This is a genomic window from Acetivibrio cellulolyticus CD2, assembly GCF_000179595.2.
Classification (GTDB): domain Bacteria; phylum Bacillota; class Clostridia; order Acetivibrionales; family Acetivibrionaceae; genus Acetivibrio; species Acetivibrio cellulolyticus.
Window position 1 is genome coordinate 877,950 of record NZ_JH556658.1, and the last position, 17,731, is coordinate 895,680.

15 protein-coding genes and 1 pseudogene are annotated in these 17,731 nt (G+C 37.5%); 10 read left to right on the forward strand and 6 right to left on the reverse strand.

Going from position 1 to position 17,731, the window contains the following annotated elements; all coding sequences use genetic code 11:
* Window positions 1-9 precede the first annotated feature (9 nt).
* The 6 genes from ACECE_RS0219280 (at window position 10) to ACECE_RS0219305 (ending at window position 5,826) form a co-directional block, all read left to right on the forward strand.
* Window positions 10-495: an NADH-quinone oxidoreductase subunit NuoE family protein gene (locus ACECE_RS0219280; RefSeq protein WP_010250210.1), complete on the forward strand. Its 486-nt coding sequence runs from the start codon at window positions 10-12 to the stop codon at window positions 493-495.
* On the forward strand, window positions 488-2,362 hold the full coding sequence (gene nuoF / locus ACECE_RS0219285) for an NADH-quinone oxidoreductase subunit NuoF (RefSeq protein WP_010250211.1): 1,875 nt from the start codon (window positions 488-490) through the stop codon (window positions 2,360-2,362). The genes ACECE_RS0219280 and nuoF overlap by 8 nt, the downstream gene beginning before the upstream one ends.
* A gap of 2 nt (window positions 2,363-2,364) precedes the next feature.
* Entirely contained in the window at window positions 2,365-4,065 is a 1,701-nt protein-coding gene (locus ACECE_RS0219290) for a [FeFe] hydrogenase, group A (protein ID WP_010250212.1), read from the forward strand.
* Window position 4,066: 1 nt separating this feature from the next.
* The gene (locus tag ACECE_RS0219295) at window positions 4,067-4,318 is read left to right on the forward strand and encodes a (2Fe-2S) ferredoxin domain-containing protein (protein WP_010250213.1); all 252 of its coding nucleotides are present in this window, start codon (window positions 4,067-4,069) and stop codon (window positions 4,316-4,318) included.
* 243 nt (window positions 4,319-4,561) lie between these two features.
* Entirely contained in the window at window positions 4,562-5,416 is an 855-nt protein-coding gene (locus ACECE_RS0219300; protein ID WP_010250215.1) for a hypothetical protein, read from the forward strand.
* Window positions 5,417-5,643: 227 nt separating this feature from the next.
* Entirely contained in the window at window positions 5,644-5,826 is a 183-nt protein-coding gene (locus ACECE_RS0219305; protein ID WP_010250217.1) for a hypothetical protein, read from the forward strand.
* A gap of 294 nt (window positions 5,827-6,120) precedes the next feature.
* Here the strand turns inward: ACECE_RS0219305 and ACECE_RS0219315 are convergent.
* Window positions 6,121-6,648: pseudogene (locus ACECE_RS0219315) on the reverse strand (Tn3 family transposase); the annotation flags it as partial.
* Window positions 6,649-6,920: 272 nt separating this feature from the next.
* Complete coding sequence (locus ACECE_RS0219320; RefSeq protein ID WP_010250224.1) at window positions 6,921-8,324, reverse strand: YhgE/Pip domain-containing protein; 1,404 nt, start codon at window positions 8,322-8,324, stop codon at window positions 6,921-6,923.
* A 107-nt stretch (window positions 8,325-8,431) separates the two neighbouring features.
* Between ACECE_RS0219320 and ACECE_RS31275 the strand changes: the two genes are divergently transcribed.
* A complete protein-coding gene (locus ACECE_RS31275) occupies window positions 8,432-9,007 on the forward strand; it encodes a TetR/AcrR family transcriptional regulator (RefSeq protein WP_010250227.1) in 576 nt (191 codons plus the stop codon).
* A 193-nt stretch (window positions 9,008-9,200) separates the two neighbouring features.
* A complete protein-coding gene (locus tag ACECE_RS28205) occupies window positions 9,201-9,764 on the forward strand; it encodes a hypothetical protein (RefSeq protein WP_026073921.1) in 564 nt (187 codons plus the stop codon).
* 147 nt (window positions 9,765-9,911) lie between these two features.
* On the opposite strand, the gene ACECE_RS0219340 is transcribed toward ACECE_RS28205, so the two are convergent.
* Complete coding sequence (locus tag ACECE_RS0219340; RefSeq protein WP_010250233.1) at window positions 9,912-12,896, reverse strand: Tn3 family transposase; 2,985 nt, start codon at window positions 12,894-12,896, stop codon at window positions 9,912-9,914.
* Between the two features lie 173 nt (window positions 12,897-13,069).
* Here ACECE_RS0219340 and ACECE_RS0219345 point away from each other — a divergent pair, with 173 nt between their 5' ends.
* On the forward strand, window positions 13,070-13,642 hold the full coding sequence (locus tag ACECE_RS0219345) for a recombinase family protein (RefSeq protein WP_010250235.1): 573 nt from the start codon (window positions 13,070-13,072) through the stop codon (window positions 13,640-13,642).
* Between the two features lie 566 nt (window positions 13,643-14,208).
* On the opposite strand, the gene tnpC is transcribed toward ACECE_RS0219345, so the two are convergent.
* Complete coding sequence (tnpC, locus tag ACECE_RS0219355) at window positions 14,209-15,468, reverse strand: IS66 family transposase (protein WP_010250237.1); 1,260 nt, start codon at window positions 15,466-15,468, stop codon at window positions 14,209-14,211.
* 581 nt (window positions 15,469-16,049) lie between these two features.
* Window positions 16,050-16,379, reverse strand: coding sequence for a hypothetical protein (locus tag ACECE_RS0219360; protein WP_010250239.1), 330 nt, complete (start codon window positions 16,377-16,379; stop codon window positions 16,050-16,052).
* 180 nt (window positions 16,380-16,559) lie between these two features.
* Here ACECE_RS0219360 and ACECE_RS30335 point away from each other — a divergent pair, with 180 nt between their 5' ends.
* Window positions 16,560-16,727 (forward strand): helix-turn-helix transcriptional regulator, encoded by a 168-nt coding sequence (locus ACECE_RS30335; protein WP_010250240.1) that lies wholly within the window; start codon window positions 16,560-16,562, stop codon window positions 16,725-16,727.
* A 17-nt stretch (window positions 16,728-16,744) separates the two neighbouring features.
* On the opposite strand, the gene ACECE_RS0219370 is transcribed toward ACECE_RS30335, so the two are convergent.
* Window positions 16,745-17,596: a tyrosine-type recombinase/integrase gene (locus ACECE_RS0219370; protein WP_010250242.1), complete on the reverse strand. Its 852-nt coding sequence runs from the start codon at window positions 17,594-17,596 to the stop codon at window positions 16,745-16,747.
* Window positions 17,597-17,731: the final 135 nt, after the last annotated feature.

Consider the following 17,731-nt stretch of genomic DNA (forward strand, 5'->3'; position numbering starts at 1 on the left):
TGAAAAATTATGAATGAAACATTTAATTTTAAAATGATTGATGATATCCTGTCAAAACATGGATTAAGTGAAACTTATATCATTGCAATACTTCAAAGTATTCAGGAGAAATATCGTTATATTCCCAAAGAGGTATTCCCATACCTTTCAAAAAAGCTTAATGTAAGCGAAGCAAGAATATTCAGTGTGGCGACATTTTATGAAAACTTTTCACTTGAACCCAAAGGTAAATATGTTATAAAAATTTGTGATGGGACAGCCTGTCACGTTAGAAAATCAATTCCGATTTTAGAACGTCTTAGAAAAGAGCTTAAGCTTTCAGATAAAAAGATAACAACCGATGATTTGATGTTTACAGTCGAAACCGTATCGTGTCTTGGCGCATGTGGTCTCGCTCCTGTAATAACAGTTAATGACAAGGTGCATCCTGCAATGACCCCCGATAAGGCATCTGAACTTTTAAAAGAATTGAGGGAGGGAAATGCAGATGATTAAGAATAGAGAAGAATTACAAAAAATCCGAGAAATTTATGCAAAGTATCTTCAGGCACAAAAGAAAAAAATACTTGTCTGTGCAGGTACAGGGTGTGTATCAAGCGGTGCTCTTGAGATTTTTGACCGTCTGGCAGAGCTTATTTCACAAAATGGACTGGACTGCCAGGTTGAACTTGAAAAAGAGCCTCATGATAAATCAATAGGTATGAAAAAAAGCGGCTGTCACGGTTTTTGTGAGATGGGACCGCTTATAAGAATTGAGCCTGAAGGTTATCTATATACAAAGGTAAAATTACAGGACTGCGAAGAAATTGTTGATAGGACAATTGTTAGCGGAGAACATATTGAAAGACTTGCATATAAGAAGGATGGTGTTGTTTATAAAAAACAGGACGAAATTCCTTTTTATAAAAAGCAAACCCGCCTTGTATTAGATCACTGCGGGCACATTGATTCCACATCCATCAACGAGTATCTCGCAATTGGAGGCTACAGCGCGTTTGAAAAGGCGCTGTTTGACATGACCCAGGATGAAATCATAACTGAAATTTCAGAATCCAATCTTCGCGGACGTGGGGGCGGAGGTTTTCCGGCAGGTCGTAAATGGTCACAGGTGAAAAGACAGAACGTAGAGCAAAAGTATGTGGTTTGTAACGGAGATGAAGGTGACCCCGGCGCATTTATGGATAGAAGTATTATGGAGGGCGATCCTCACAGGATGCTAGAGGGCATGATGATTGCAGGTCTTGCCTGTGGTGCTTCTGAAGGCTATATTTATGTTCGTGCCGAATATCCAATGGCTGTTTCAAGACTTAAAACTGCTATAAAACAGGCTTCTGAATGTGGTTTGTTAGGTGAGAATATTTTAGGACGCGGCTTTAACTTCAATTTGCATATTAACCGCGGTGCGGGTGCCTTTGTTTGCGGTGAAGGTAGTGCTCTTACTGCTTCTATTGAAGGAAAGAGAGGTATGCCAAGGGTAAAACCTCCAAGAACGGTGGAACATGGTTTGTTTGATAAACCTACCGTTCTGAACAATGTTGAAACCTACGCCAATGTCCCTCTTATTATAAATAACGGTGCAGCCTGGTATAAAGCAATAGGGCCTGAAAACAGCCCAGGAACAAAAGCCTTTGCACTGACAGGAAATATTGAAAATACAGGACTTATTGAAGTTCCTATGGGAACAACCTTGAGAGAGGTAATCTTTGACATTGGTGGTGGCATGAGAGGCAACGCTGATTTTAAAGCCGTTCAGATTGGAGGCCCATCAGGTGGGTGTTTATCAACAGACGATCTGGATCTCCCGCTCGATTTTGACTCACTCCAAGAAGCAGGAGCAATGATTGGATCAGGTGGTATGGTTGTAATGGACAGCAATACCTGTATGGTTGAAGTTGCACGCTTCTTTATGAATTTTACCCAGAACGAATCCTGTGGTAAATGTGTACCATGCCGTGAAGGTACAAAGAGAATGCTTGAAATTTTAGAAAGAATTGTTGAAGGCAAAGGTAAAGATGGAGACATAGAGTTGCTTTTGGAACTTGCAGATACCATTTCAGCAACTGCCCTTTGTGGACTGGGCAAGGCGGCAGCTTTCCCGGTTGTAAGCACAATTAAAAACTTCCGTGAGGAATATGAAGCACATATCAGAGAAAAGAGATGTCCTACAGGCAACTGTCAGAAACTAAAAAGAATAACAATTGAAGCAGCTTTATGCAAAGGGTGCTCAAAGTGTTCAAGAATTTGTCCTGTAAATGCTATAAGCGGCAAAGTGAAAGAACCTTATGTAATAGATCAGAGTAAATGTATAAAGTGTGGAGCTTGTGTCGGAAGCTGTGCATTCCACGCAATAGTGGAGGGTTGATCATGAATAGTAAACAATATATGACAATTGATGGAATTCCTGTTGAAATAAACGGAGAAAAAAATCTTCTTGAGCTTATTCGTAAAGTTGGTATTAAACTTCCTACGTTCTGCTACCATTCAGAATTATCAATTTACGGTGCATGCCGTATGTGCATGATTGAAAATGAATGGGGTGGCTTGGATGCTGCATGTTCAACTCCTCCTAAGGCAGGAATGAATATAAAAACAAACACAGCAAGACTTCAGAAATACCGTAAAATGATCTTAGAGCTTCTGCTTGCAAATCATTGCCGTGATTGTACAACCTGCAGCAACAATGGAAAATGTAAATTGCAGGATCTTGCAATGCGTTATAACATTAATTCTGTAAGATTTCCCAATACAGCATCAGAGCCAATGGTTGACGATTCTTCACTTTGTATTACAAGGGACCAGAATAAGTGTATATTATGTGGTGACTGTGTTCGTGTATGTAATGAGGTACAAAATGTCGGTGCTATTGATTTTGGATATAGAGGCTCGAAAATGAAGATATGTACAGCGTTTGACAAGCCAATTGCTCAGTCAAACTGCGTTGGTTGTGGGCAGTGTGCCCTTGCATGCCCGACAGGTGCAATTGTTATAAAAAATAATACCGATAAGGTCTGGAAAGAAATTTATGATAATAATACAAAGGTAACAGTTCAGATAGCTCCTGCTGTCCGTGTTGCTCTTGGCAAGGAGCTTGGCCTCAATGACGGCGAAAATGCCATTGGAAGGATTGTCGCAGCACTTAGAAGAATGGGGTTTGATGAAATATATGACACATCAACAGGCGCAGATTTGACAGTGCTGGAGGAATCTGCGGAGCTTTTAAAACGCATTAAAGACGGTAACAATGATATGCCGCTCTTTACATCATGCTGCCCAGCATGGGTAAATTTCTGTGAGAAGCATTATCCGGAGCTTTTGCCGAATGTTTCAACATGTCGGTCACCTATGCAGATGTTTGCATCTGTTATAAAGGAACAAAATTCTAATTCAAGCAGGCGAGTAGTTCATGTTGCGGTAATGCCATGCACGGCAAAGAAATTTGAAGCCGCACGCGAAGAATTTAAAGTCAATGGTGTTCCAAATGTAGATTATGTTATTTCTACTCAGGAGCTTATACAGATGATAAAGGAATCGGGTATTATATTCACAGACCTAGAACCTGAAGCAATTGACATGCCCTTTGGTACCCATACAGGTGCAGGTGTCATATTTGGTGTTACCGGTGGTGTCACAGAGGGAGTACTAAGAAGAGTAGTTTCGGACAAGTCAGCCACATCCTTTATGACGTTATCCTATGCCGGAATTCGAGGTCTGGAAGGCGTAAAAGAAGCTTCCTTGATGTATGGTGACAGAAAGCTTAAAATTGCAGTTGTAAGCGGACTTAAAAATGCCAGCAAACTGATTGAAAAGATTAAAGCAGGCGAGCATTATGATTTGGTTGAGGTTATGGCATGCCCCGGTGGTTGTATAAATGGCGGAGGTCAGCCTTTTGTCTCAAGCGAGGAAAGGGAAAGAAGAGGAAAAGGTCTTTACAGCGCAGATAAGCTTTGCAGTATAAAGTCATCGGAGGAGAATCCTCTTATGATGTCACTCTATAACGGAGTTTTGAAAGGCAGGGTTCATGAATTGCTTCATGTTAATTATGCAGCAAATAAGGAGGCCGATTAATGTGTTGGAGGTTAAAATTTGTATAGGTAGTTCTTGCCATTTGAAAGGTTCTTATAATGTTATTCATGAATTTCAACATCTTGTTGAAGAAAACTCTTTGCATGATAAAATCGATATAAAAGCTAAATTTTGCATGAAACAGTGTCAAAACAAAGGTGTAGCTGTAGAAGTTTGTAATAAAGTTTATGGTATTTTGCCTGAGAATGCAGAGGAATTTTTCAAAAATACAATTTTACAAATAGTGAAAGGTTGATAGAAAAGAGGAGTATTAACAACTTTGAAGTTGTTGATACTCCTCTTTCTTGTGGGCCCAGCATGGGAGCTCTATCGTCGATGTCATTCAAACATAATTTTGATTACCAATTCTTCTGTACCTATGCCATTAGCAAAATTGCACATTATTTTTTGTATCACAAGCATGTTTTATTTAGTGTTTTTTTATGATATGCTAAATTTAATGTTAAAAAGTATAAATTAGTTTTTAGGAGGTCGCTGAGTGAATAAAAAATTAAGGATACTGGCTGTCTTTGGAGCGATTATTGTAATATTAGGACTGACTGGTTGTTATGAAATGAGTAATGAAGAAGAAGAGAAGTTAAAAAAACTAGAGCAAAGTTATTCCGAAGCTTTTATAGAACAAGCGAAAATTCAATATGGTAAAGATGCAAACGTTTACCATATTTCTGCTGAAACCGAAGCTGTGTCCGACCCATTATTTGGTGCACTGGCTGATAGCGAAACAAGAACTACAGGTAATTTAGAGGGTACGATTAGAATAGGCAAAGAATCGTTTCATGGCAAGTACTTTCCTGATTTAAATGAAATTTATACACAAAGAAATATTAGGAAAATAAAAGATTCTTTAAAAGACTATTTTAGCTATTTGAATCTGAATATAGTTGATTTTTCAGTAACAAACAGTGCTTATGTGGATGATTATTTACCAGATAACATCGTTTCTTATGAAGATATGTTAAAGGATAAGCGTTTCTTGCTAATAACTTTTTATGTAACAGGTGACCTCGGTAAAATATCCCCCAAAGACTTCTCTGGCTTGGAAAAATATTGGAATGAATATACAGGAATTGAAGGTGAGGATGTCGGAAGTATAAAATTTATTCAATTAAAAGATGCATTATCCATAAATAAAGCAAGATATGCAACAGATAAGCTAAATTTTGGATACAATTATACAAATGATAAGTACTTACCTGATGATATCAAAAAAGAATTTGTAGATGGGTGTAAAAAATATAATATTATTAGTTGCCTATATCTTAGCTGTGATATGACTAAAGATGAAGAAGGTAATATAAGGCATGAGTTGTTCTTTATGTACAATCATATTTAGTTACCAAGGTTTTGTACAAACTTAATACTTTTAGACTCTCTGTAGTTTGTAAATGCTTAGCTAGAAACGTTTCCAACACAGGAGCAACATTATAAAGTTAATATTTATAGGCATCACTCTTTTGTTGGGCTTTGAAGTGAATTTTAATGAAGTTATAATAAATTAGAAATTAAAATGTAGTAAACTTATCTGATGTTTTGTAAATATATATGAAAGGATGTGCAAATATGGAAGAAATATTAAAACAGATATTAAATAAATTAGAAAAACTAGAGAGTATTGAAAATAAAATAGATAGAATCGAATCGGATATATCTGCTATAAATTATACGTCAAAGCAAATGGATAATAAAATTGATTCAATAACAAATGTAGAAGCAAATTTAATGGAAGTTAAAGCAAATATTTAAGAGCAGGAAGTTGAAATTAAAGTTATTAAAGGCGGTAGAGTATCTTAAAAATAGATGTTCAGAGTTATATTTTGAGTGAAATATGGATTGTATTTTGATACAATATAAGAAACTACCATTTCGTGGTAGCTCCTGAATTTTGGGCCGATGCACTTCGACTAAACCAGCTAAGCGTTGTCAAGTTAAGTATTATGAAAAATAAATTTCAGAAGATAAAAATGCATAGCAAAAATAAAAAGCACTTTTTAAAGCAAAGTAAATGGGGTATGGGCAGATTTTTGCAAGAATCGTACGCTAAGGAATATTAAGATTATTTGGCTCATTTAATGGTCTTAGATTACCCAATGATGCAATATTTTTCATGTTGAAGGTGTATTCCCCCAAGAAGTTTATATGTTCCCAATCCAAAGGTGACATATAGTTCAATAGTTCCTCATTCAAGGCGTTCTTTTCCTTCAAATACTCAATTGCTTTTTCAAGATAGACTGTATTCCAAACGCTTATAGCATTGATGATTATATTCAAGGCACTGGCTCTTTGCAGTTGGTCTTTGATAGCTTTTTCTTGAAGTTCTCCGCGCTTGCCAAAGAATATCGCTCTGGCTAATGCATTTGTGGCTTCACCCTTATTCAGTCCTTTCTGAATCCTACGGCGTAGAGCTTCATTGGAAATATAATCAAGAATGAAAATTGTCTTTTCTATTTTACCCATTTCTTTAAGGGCTGCTGCAAGTTTATTCTGACTTGAATAGGAACCAATCTTACTCATTATGAGAGAACCAGATACCTTACCCTCTCTGATGGAGTGGGCTAGTCTCAGAACACCGTGTCGATACATGCAAAGCTCACGGTGATAACGGTAAACCTTAAAAGAATAGCGGTAATAATCGAGGGGAAAACACGTAATCCCGAGTCAATTATCACCGCTATTTGTTATCTTGGGCGCAAACGTTCACTCATCACGAATTTTTAATCGTTGTAATCGAAAAAGAGTGCTTTTTCAGTGGTTTCGAACCGTCACCTTGTGTCCTACCCACTATATCGTCAAAATCAATGTATAATAAAAAGTCGACAATATAAGGTGCACAATGAAACCTATTCCGATTTTCTTATAGGCTTAACAATAGTCGTACACAAGCCCACTAAACCAATCAATACAACAATCGCAAGTGCCTGACTCGAACTGTTCCAGAATCCTTCGCCAAGATAGAGGATACCTCGCAGACCTTCAGTGATGAAGCGCAGCGGTGTCCAAGGATAGAGTAAATTTTGCCAAGCGTTTGGCAAAAACTCATACGGCAAATCAGCAACACCCATGCCAAACACCAATAGTCCAACAGGTACTATCATTCCAGCTATCCCAAGCCAGTCAATCGCGCTTATTACCAATAATTGGAATGCAAACGACGCAATTGCGACAAATAATGCAATGTCGATAAACGGAATACCTATACCCACAACTGTGTGCACTATGAACGCTACACTAAAACCTATTCCAAGTGCCAAACCCGCCGAGTATAAAAGCTGAATGCTAATAGATTTTATACGTCCTTTGCGAATTGAAAAGTCCGGTTTAAGTTTTGATGCGATGACAGCCGCTGTAGCGTAGGCCGATATATATGTCAAAATCATAAGTATCACTTGAAGCATTCCTGTGCCCATATCTGATGGGATGGCGTTTAGATATTCTATATCATAGCTTAACCCTGATGATCCAACCATCTTGATAAGCGTGGTTTCAAGTGAGCTTGCTACCGTAGGATTTTTGCCTTGATTTATAATGAGCTTCACCGCACTCTTAGTGTCAGCGCTTAGTGTTAGGAGATTAGTATTGCTTTTTGACGCACCGTCTGAGAAAGATTTTGCACCTTCTGCAAGTTTCGACACACCTCCTGCGAGTGTACCAGACGCAGTTTCCAATTTAGACAGCCCATCGTTGGTTGCGCTAGACGTGACCTTAGCGGCACCGATTGCTTGTGTGGCTGCTTTCACATCGCCGTTTTTCAGTGCAGCAACAGCTGTATCTATAAAGCTGCTTACTTTGTCGGAACCAGCTTTCACTGAGCTAAGGCCACCCGACAGTGCCGTAGCACCCTCGTTAAGTTTTGATATGCCACCAACTAGTTCGCCTACCTTATCGAGTAAGCCACCTGTTTTTGCGGCAACCAACGAAGCAGTAAAGTCACGTGGTACAATAATCGCCACGTAAAAATCATTGTTGTCTAGGGCCTTTTGAAGGTCAGCCTCATTCGTGAATCTCGTCCATTCGACTTTGGAAACCTCGCCCGATGACGAACCCGCATCCATAATTTTCTCCACGACCATATTTCCCGCGTTGAGGGAGCCTGCCGCGGTATTGGCACCCTCATCTAGTGATAGGACAGCGATAGGTATATCATGCGGAGCCATTTTTAACATTGGATACACGAGTAGCATCCCCAGACACAATGCCGTAACAGATGCTATGATCGGGATAAACCACTTTTTCATTTTCTTCATTTTTAACACAACCTTTCCTTGTATTCAACAACGTGTTGTACTATAATGTTAACATATACGCTGGGAGTTATCAGTAGACAATATTTAAGAAAGTGTTGGGTGATAAAATGAACAAACAACCGGAAGTGACAGCAGTGACAAGACAAAAGCTAATAGACGCATTTTGGAGTCTGTACGAGTTCAGGCGTATTGAAAAAGTCTCCATAAAAGAGATAACGGATAGGGCAGGCTACAATCGCGGCACATTTTATATCCACTTCAAGGACGTATACGACCTACTCGAACAGCTAGAGCTGTCGATTTTACCGACTGATGAGGAGTTGGAACTTGAAATCAGCTTAATAAAACAAGGCTCAAGCCATCCATTTGAAAAGCTACTTGAATTGTACAATAACAATGCGAAATATTATAACGTGCTTCTGAGCGAAAACGGCGACCCATATTTTCATAACATAATGAAACAAAAATGCAAAAAACTGCTTACAGATTATCTTAAAAGGTATGATTTATTTGACGAATCCATCGAGGCTGAGTATGCACTTGAATATACCATTTCAGCTATGCTAGGTATAATTATCTACTGGTTTCAGCGTAATAAGCATATTACTGTCGAAAAATTATTGGATATTATGCACAAAATAATAAAGACCAGTCCTTTGAATCTATTGTTCAAAGAGGAGTAGAGAACATTATGGCGGAAATATACATAAAGTTACTTGATATGACCTTCCGCCAAGGCCCCACCAGCGTCATATGGCATCTTTTTTGTATCCTCAAGGCATGTGGAGACGGTAGTAAGAATACAGAGGGTGAAATAGTCGGTTCTGATTTGATTACCGACTTGGCATGGGTTAGCCTGATTTATTCATCAAGTTAATGAAAACCCAAGACGAACATTGGAATATGGGAGAACTCTGGCACGAGTTAACCAACCGCCGACCACAGGAAAAAGTAATTGGGTATACCGAGTCGCATGACCAAGCACTTGTTGGCGATAAAACCCTTATGTTCTGGCTCGCAGACAAAGAAATGTATTGGCATATGAGTAAAAACGACAAAAACGAAAGAATTGATAGAGCTATGGCTCTTCACAAAATGCTACGTTTTATTACCTATGCTGCAGGCGGTGAAGGATACTTAAATTTTATGGGTAACGAATTTGGTCATCCTGAGTGGATAGACTTTCCATGTGAGGGTAACGGTTGGTGTTATAAATATGCAAAGAGGCAATGGAGTTTAGTTGATAATCCTAACCAAAAATATGAGTATCTTAATAATTTTGATTCAGCTATGCTTAGTTTTTTAGCAAAGGATTCCTTGTATAAAGAACCTTCCCGACTTTTATTGGTTCATGAATCGAATAAAGTTTTAGCATTCGTCAAAGGGAATTTACATTCATTTTCTATTTTCATGCAAGCAATAGCTATGTACATACGTTGAATGATTTTTCATCCTTTAAAATAGTTTTTCATAGTGCCTGGGAGCGTTTTGGAGGTTTTGTAGATGAGATCTTAAATACAGGCTTACTGTGTAACGATGCTATTGTAGTAGACCGTAGAACAGCAGTTGTCATTGAATAATCGTACGCTAAGGAATATTAAGATTATTTGGTTCATTTAATGGTCTTAGATTACCCAATGATGCAATATTTTTCATGTTGAAGGTGTATTCCCCCAGGAAGTTTATATGTTCCCAATCCAAAGGTGACATATAGTTCAATAGTTCCTCATTCAAGGCGTTCTTTTCCTTTAAATACTCAATTGCTTTTTCAAGATAGACTGTATTCCAAACGCTTATAGCATTGATGATTATATTCAAGGCACTGGCTCTTTGCAGTTGGTCTTTGATAGCTTTTTCTTGAAGTTCTCCGCGCTTGCCGAAGAATATCGCTCTGGCTAATGCATTTGTGGCTTCACCCTTATTCAGTCCTTTCTGAATCCTACGGCGTAGAGCTTCATTGGAAATATAATCAAGAATGAAAATTGTCTTTTCTATTTTACCCATTTCTTTAAGGGCTGCTGCAAGTTTATTCTGTCTCGAATAGGAACCAATCTTACTCATTATGAGAGAACCAGATACCTTACCCTCTCTGATGGAGTGGGCTAGTCTCAGAACATCATCAAAGTTTTCCTGAATGAGCTTTGTATTTATCTTTGCCTTTAAAATTTTTTCAATTTTAGGGAAATCAGAAGGCTTATTGAAAGTGAATAAATCCAAGTCTGCCAAATCCCTGAGTCTTGGAGCAAATCTAAACCCAAGAAGGTGGCATAGTCCGAATACTTGGTCACTGTACCCTGCGGTGTCGGTGTAATGCTCCTGTATTTCTAAATCTGTTTCATGGTGCAGCAAGCCATCTACAAAATGAATCGCATCCCTTGTATTTGTGTTTACTACCTGAACATAGAAGGAAGAAAACTGGTCACTTACCCATCTGTAAATAGTTGCCCCTTTACCTGAGCCGTAATGAGGGTTGTGAACTGAATTCAGGGCATTAACTCCAATTAGAACTCGCATACCGTCACTTGATGATGTTATACCTTCCCCCCAATAGGTAGGTAAAATCAACGAGTGATGGAAGTTGACAAGAGTTGCCTGAGCTTTATTAAAAGCATCATCATACATACGCCATTCAACGGTATTTGCCATTTTGTAATAAGTAATTCCGGGTGTGGCTTCTGCCATTTTTACAAGACCGACATTCGTTCCCATTGCCATAAGTGCAGCCATTATAATAGGCTTTTCATCTTCCTTTGGCTTCTTTCCAGTGGAAATATGTATGAATTGTTCATCAAAATTAGTCCAGTTTGATACTTCAAGTAACAAGTCAGTAAGCTTGATTCTTGGCAGCATACTGTAAAGCAAACGACTAAAGGCTTTTGCTTCTTCAGGAGTATCCTTTTCAAGCCTTCTCACATGAATTTCACCATTTTCTATAGTAATTCCGTCCAGTCCGTCAGCACTTCTTGATACATATTTCAGCCTTTCATTCAACGATTGTATTCTTTCCTGAATGTACGTATCATAAGAAGTACTTACAGCTAATCTTATTCCGGTGTTACGTGCTACATCCCATTCATCTTTTGAAAATAAGTAATCATCAAAGTCTTTGTATTGCCTACTTCCAACAACAGATACGTCACCTGAACGAATACAGTTTTTTAATGCTGTAAGAGCTGCAAGCTCATAGTATTGTCTGCTAATGGTTCCATCCGATTGCAACACGTGTTTTATCCATCTCATGGGAACAAAGGATATGGGTGCATCCTGAGGAACAATTCTTTTTTTAGTTTCGTTCATTTCATTGATTATATTCAAAGCATCTACCAAAGGCGTAGCTGACTTATTGGATTTAAATTTTAAGCATTTCAATAGTGTTGGGGTATACTTTCGAAGGTAACTAAACCTATTGGAAAGTAAATCAAGGTAGTCATAGTCTACAGGCCGTGCAAGCTTGTCTGCTTCTTCCCCTGAAGTAACAAGCTTATCCCAGGACATTACTGAAGCTTCTATGGTTTGGAAAGGGTCTAGTCCTTCACTTCTTGCCTTAACCAATGCTTTTACCAGGCTGGCATAATAAACTACCTTTTCATTCAGAGCTTTTCCATTTTGTATCTGCATTTCTTGCTGTGCTTTTCTCCCAGTAGACAATAAACTGTTCATTTGCCTCTCATGTATTTCTATAGCTTGATCAACCAAGTCCTGACTCAAATCAATCAAGTAGATAGTAAGTATGGCATAGCGTTTGGATTCTTCAAATTTCTTGAATGCATACGGTTCATACCTTGCCCCAAGCCTTGATAATTGTCTTAGCCTATTTGGGTGAATTCCTGATGTCTGAATGCTGAGGTTTAGGCTACGGACATATTCAATCCTTTCTATTACCTGCAGGAATGTTTCAGGAGAATGGTTTCCCGGCACTTCCTTCAGCCATGCCAAACGGGTTATCCCTTTTTCTATTTTCGCATTGAGAAGGCTTTCCAACCTTCTTTTTTGTTCTTCATTTACACAGTCGTTGACGGTCTTATATATTTTTGTTTCAGCCTTGTTACGAACCTCCCATACAATTCTTTCTACTGTAGTAATTGCAGGTATGATAATCTTATTATTACGCAATTCATCCAGTGCGGTTTTTATAAGATATAAGGAATTTCCGTTCTCAAAGGAATAGGGAATAAGGTTGTGTGCTATTTCTCGGTACTCTTTTGACGAAAAGCTTTTATATCCGTATTCCTGGCGTATTTCTTCAAGGTGTTCACGCTTTGTAGGCTCTCTTTGGGGATATAATGAAAAATCATCGGGATTTACATTAATCTGTCTTGCGATATATTCAAGTACTGTGTAGGGAATACTGTCAATTTCAATCAAAGGCCATCCAGGATAGCGAAGTACACTTAATTGAACAGCAAATCCAAGCTTGTTATGGCTTCTCCTGTGGCGGTTAATAATTTCTATATCATGCTGCGAAAATGAATAGTATGCTGCCATCTCCCTGGCGTTCAAATCAGACGGAATCTGTTTAAGCTCCTGCCGTTGTTCTTCTGTTAAAAGCTCTCTACTCTTCAAGTACCTCATAAATTAACCTCCGTTAATCAAAAAACTATAGTTTTATGATACAGTAAATGCGGACGAGAAAAGTACCTCTAATATAGCAATGTTTCGTCGCAAATATGTCTCACAAGATTTGATACTTTTTTGAGACATTGTATAATACAGTTATCTTTTTTGTCAAAGAAAGGATAATTAAAATGAATATATCTTACGAGAGAGTCTCAACAATTAAGCAAGATGAAAGAAGGCAAGAATTAAGCTTTGATAATTATAAGATAGATAAAAAGTATATTGATAAGGCGACCGGAAAAAACACCGATAGGCCACAATTAAATAAACTGATGCTTGAAGTAAGAAAAGGTGACAATATCTATGTTGAGAGTATTAGCAGACTTGGAAGAAATGTTGATGACCTTCGTAACCTTACTGAGTATTTTAAAGAAAAAGGTGTAACTATTCATTTTTTAAAAGAAGGCTTCAATACAAATGGGAATATGTATAAGTTTTTGCTTACTATCCTTGGAGCAGTTGCCGAAATGGAAAGAGAGATCATTGTTGAAAGGGTGAGAGAAGGTATTGAAAAGGCAAAAAAGTTTGGAACTAAAAGTGGCTTATCTATAGGCAGACCTGAAAGAACCTTAACAAAAGAGTTCGAAAAGTATTATAAAAAGTGGAAGGACAAAGAGATTACGGCAATAGAATTTGCAAAGTTGATAGGTGTAAGCAGGGCAACACTCTATAGATACATTAAGGAGTACAAAAGAAGATAGAGCAGATTCACTATATCTCCTTAGCGTACAAATTCAGGGCGTTTTTAAGAAGTATGAGTTCTTAGCGTACGATTTTTGCAAAAATCTGCCCATACCCCTAAATCTTATATTGTTAATTAGTTCGCACTCTATAATTTTAGTGTATTGCCTACCTCCAATTACACGAAATTTTTATTTCGTGTAATTACTTGTTTTAAATTTTCCACCCTCCTAGCGTTGATTTTTACCTTTATAGGTTTTGGTTTAATATAGTCAGTATAATTTTCACATTCAATTTTAGAATGCCTGTATTGGCATTTTAAACACCTATGCTTTTCAGCACATTTTATTTGAGTACAAAAACAACATTTGCACCAGTAACATATATCATTCCAAAAACCCATTACGAAACCTCTTTAATGCATTCCTGAATAAATTCAATATTCAAGTAATCCGACCTAACCAATTCACCAGTATCCAAATTAACAGCTTCAATACCTGAACTAAGTTTAATCAGCCTAATATCAGTAAGTGCTTCAAAAGATGACGTCTAGCTATATCACGATCATTGCGATAAGCTAATGGTGTCATTTTTTGAAGCACTTTTTATGTTTATGATTCAGCCTGCATTCTTCCGGTAAATCCTTTGACCAAGGCAGGTACTTGTCCAGAAGTTCTGGGTGGTTTTTAAAATCTGTATTAGGCATTGCTTCAAGGATATATTTTAGATACTCATACACGTCCAAAATATTTGCTTTGGCAGATTCCACCAATGTATAAAGGATCGCATTAGCAGTTGCTCCCCTTGGAGTGTCAGCAAAAAGCCAGGCTCTTCTTGCCACGGCATATGGTTTGATATTTGCCTCACAAAGATTGTTTGAGATGGGAAGTCTTCCGTCTTCTAGAAATGTTTCAAGATACTTTTTCTGATTCTTAGCATAATTTAGAGCTTTTGTCAGGTTCTCATTTGTAGTAGAAATTGCAGAGGTCTCTTCAACCCATGACCAAAAGGCATCAAGAATGGCGCGTGACGCCTCCTGACGCTTCTCTTTCTTTTCGTCATATGACAGTTCCTTTATCTCATCTTCCACTTTGAAGAGAAGATTGATGAATTCCCTTCCTTCAGCTCCTTTGGAACCCGAGATCTCTTTTCCTTTATTGTCCAGCGGAATACTTTCTATGAAATAGCGTCGACAATGAGCCCAACAAAGATTTCTTTTAATGTTCTCCGCTTTCTCATAAGCACTATACGCATCCGTGGTTAGATATCCATGAAACCCTTGTAATAGTTGCTTTGCAACATCACCGCTTCGGCTTCTGGAATAGTGGAAGAAAGCTGCCTTGATCTCTTCACAAGCTGCACTTCGCATGACCCACATGAAAGAATCACTGCTAGCTTGTTTGCCTTCTTCCTTATTACACTGGATTCTTGTTTCATCCATGTGAAGGACTTCGCATTTTAAAAGCTCCTCATGAATCCGGTTGTAAATCGGAGCCAGCCATTCTTCACTACACCGAATCGTCCAGTTTGCCATATTAGATCTTGGTAGCACCATACCTATACGGTACCAATCGTTCTCTTGACGGTTGAAAGGAATCCCCATTGCAAACTTCTGATACATGACTTGTGCCACAAGGGATGCAGTTGCTATGGAGTGTGGCAGAACTGAAGTTGGAACCGCAGCTTTCTGGAAATGGTCTTTGGGATTTTCGCTACCTTCATTTCCACAGTTGGTACACTTAGCAACTTCCTGGAGAACCTGTACTACTTTCAGTTTTGACGGAATAAATTCCACTTCTGTGCGTACAAGCTTTTTACCAATGACTTTCAGTTCTGCTCCGCACAAGGGTGACTGTAGTTGTGTACCCCCGTATTACATACCGGGGGTTAAAATAAACTTTTCCGTCTACGCGAACTTTCGGCGGGTGTTACTTAGAACCCGCCATAAATTTCTAAAGAATTAAAAGCATTTGTAAGTACAATGATTGTTCGTGCTGTGCGGTACCGTCCGCGCTCTGGTTTAATGCCAACTGTACTTTTACCCCGCACTAATAATTTATATACTATTCAAAGTTCGTGCCCCCCGCATCCTTGTTATTACGAAGCGCAATTTACTGCACGCATCCGTCATCTTCTAAAGGAATAAAGGGATGTTGCTGTCATTGTGCTAAAATAGAACCTTTATTCACTCGACTATTACGCTACGCTCCATTGACGTCTATCAAAGTACGAACGCGTTGTCACCAATTAACAAAGGCTAGTACCTTATACCCGCGATGTTAATTTTTGCCCCTTTTCGTTTCGCGAGATAGCCTTTAAGCGAAATGACTTTTTTGTGTTATAACATAGTATTTAAGCAAGTTTGGAGCTATTTACAATTTCGCGTCCATGGGGAGTGTTACAAGAAAACTCCCCAAACAATTTGTATTAAACGGCAAGGGCGGAAAGGCGAACCGCTTCGCTTCCTGTTCGCCTATTTTCCGCCCCTTCCCTTTCCCGTAATCCCAAATCCTCTAAAAGTTTTCTTCTTTGTTCCGTAAGATCAGGAATCCTATTCATATCTTTTTTGGTTGTTTTATAGAAGTAGTCTAACGGAAATTGACCTAAAGAGTTGTTTTTAATGAATTCCTTTTCAATTTCAAGTATAGTCTGCTTTTCATCAAAGCCGACTTCTTTTGCATCACGTCCAATTGTTATATAACCCCTTGCAAACATTTCTACGAGTGCCATTCTCAACGCTTTTTGGTTATTATCCATGTTAATGACCTCCATATTTTTTAATGATTATGCCGTTAAATTCATTTTAATTGTAATGCCGTTAAAAATAAAGTATAATTAACGGTAATGCCGTTAAATTATTGTTAATACTCTTCGTTTTTCTGAGGAATAATAGATTATTCTATAAAACTCAAATATAATTATAGTGAGGTGTTTAACATGCTTAATGAAAATCTTAAGAAAATCAGAAAAGAAAAAGGCTTAACACAAGTGCAGTTAAGCGAAATATTAGGAATTGCACAAACAACATATGCAGGATACGAAACCGGAAGATACGAACCAGATATAGGGGTAGTGGGAGCATCCGTGTCACCAGGGGCAAAGTAAATGGTAATATTTCACAATCATAGTCGTTCCATTTTATCTATTAGTTTCTTTTTATCTGGATTTGTGTATAGAAGAGTGGTATGAATATTTGAATGTCCTGCCTGATTTGCAACCTCATGAGCCAACATACCTTTTTCAAGTGCATTAGTACAAAAAAAGTGTCTTAGTTGGTGAGGTGTAATACTATTACTATATTTTTTAAAGATTCTATTTACGGTAGTTCTATCAAGCTTTTTGTTTTTTCTACTTACAAATAAATAATTAGAACCATTAGCCGTAGAAATATTACTTCTGACTTTTAAATATTCTTTGACCGCTGTAATAACTTTACTATTGAGCATTACTGAGCGTTGTTTGTCTCCTTTTCCAGTCCGGATAATGCATTCCTTACCATCTAAATCGAAATCATCCATTTTTATATTTAATGCTTCTGATATTCGCAGACCTGTATAAGCAAGAAATACCATCAAGGCGTAATTACGAAGGTTTTTACTCTCAAGGATTGATTGTAAAAACTGTTTTACTTCTGTTTCTGTAACTTTCGTAGGTGATGCATATTGTAACTGAATTTTTATTTTATCATTATTTTCAATGGCAATTTCTTTCTGAATATTTTTATAAACTAAATAATGGTTATACTTTAAAAGGCTGCTTAATTTATGGTTTATGGTCTTGGCGTTGTTTCGTTTTATATTTTGAAGGTAACTTTTATACTCTAAAATATCTTGTCTTATTATGATAGTAAAATCTTTTGAAAATGTCTCATGAAACCATTTATTATAATCTCTAATATCTGCTATATATCCTTTTATGGTATTAGTACTTTTATTTTCATTTTTTAGAAAATTAGCAAACTCTTCAATATCCATATATTCAATCACCTTTATTTTTCATAGATTTAAATTCTTTAGTAATATTATCATAATTAAGATCCTAGTTTTATATTTGGTCTTTTTTATAGATTATTTATTTTCATTTGGGCTAACCATCTTAAGAACAATGTT

Coding starts and splice junctions, on each gene's coding strand:
- ACECE_RS0219290 (WP_010250212.1), top strand. CDS start 2,365: ATGAATAGTAAACAATATATGACAATTGATGGAATTCCTGTTGAAATA.
- ACECE_RS30335 (WP_010250240.1), top strand. CDS start 16,560: ATGCTTAATGAAAATCTTAAGAAAATCAGAAAAGAAAAAGGCTTAACA.
- ACECE_RS0219305 (WP_010250217.1), top strand. CDS start 5,644: ATGGAAGAAATATTAAAACAGATATTAAATAAATTAGAAAAACTAGAG.
- ACECE_RS0219360 (WP_010250239.1), bottom strand. CDS start 16,379: ATGGATAATAACCAAAAAGCGTTGAGAATGGCACTCGTAGAAATGTTT.
- ACECE_RS0219320 (WP_010250224.1), bottom strand. CDS start 8,324: ATGAAGAAAATGAAAAAGTGGTTTATCCCGATCATAGCATCTGTTACG.
- ACECE_RS28205 (WP_026073921.1), top strand. CDS start 9,201: ATGAAAACCCAAGACGAACATTGGAATATGGGAGAACTCTGGCACGAG.
- ACECE_RS0219370 (WP_010250242.1), bottom strand. CDS start 17,596: ATGGATATTGAAGAGTTTGCTAATTTTCTAAAAAATGAAAATAAAAGT.
- nuoF (WP_010250211.1), top strand. CDS start 488: ATGATTAAGAATAGAGAAGAATTACAAAAAATCCGAGAAATTTATGCA.
- ACECE_RS0219340 (WP_010250233.1), bottom strand. CDS start 12,896: ATGAGGTACTTGAAGAGTAGAGAGCTTTTAACAGAAGAACAACGGCAG.
- ACECE_RS31275 (WP_010250227.1), top strand. CDS start 8,432: ATGAACAAACAACCGGAAGTGACAGCAGTGACAAGACAAAAGCTAATA.
- ACECE_RS0219345 (WP_010250235.1), top strand. CDS start 13,070: ATGAATATATCTTACGAGAGAGTCTCAACAATTAAGCAAGATGAAAGA.
- ACECE_RS0219280 (WP_010250210.1), top strand. CDS start 10: ATGAATGAAACATTTAATTTTAAAATGATTGATGATATCCTGTCAAAA.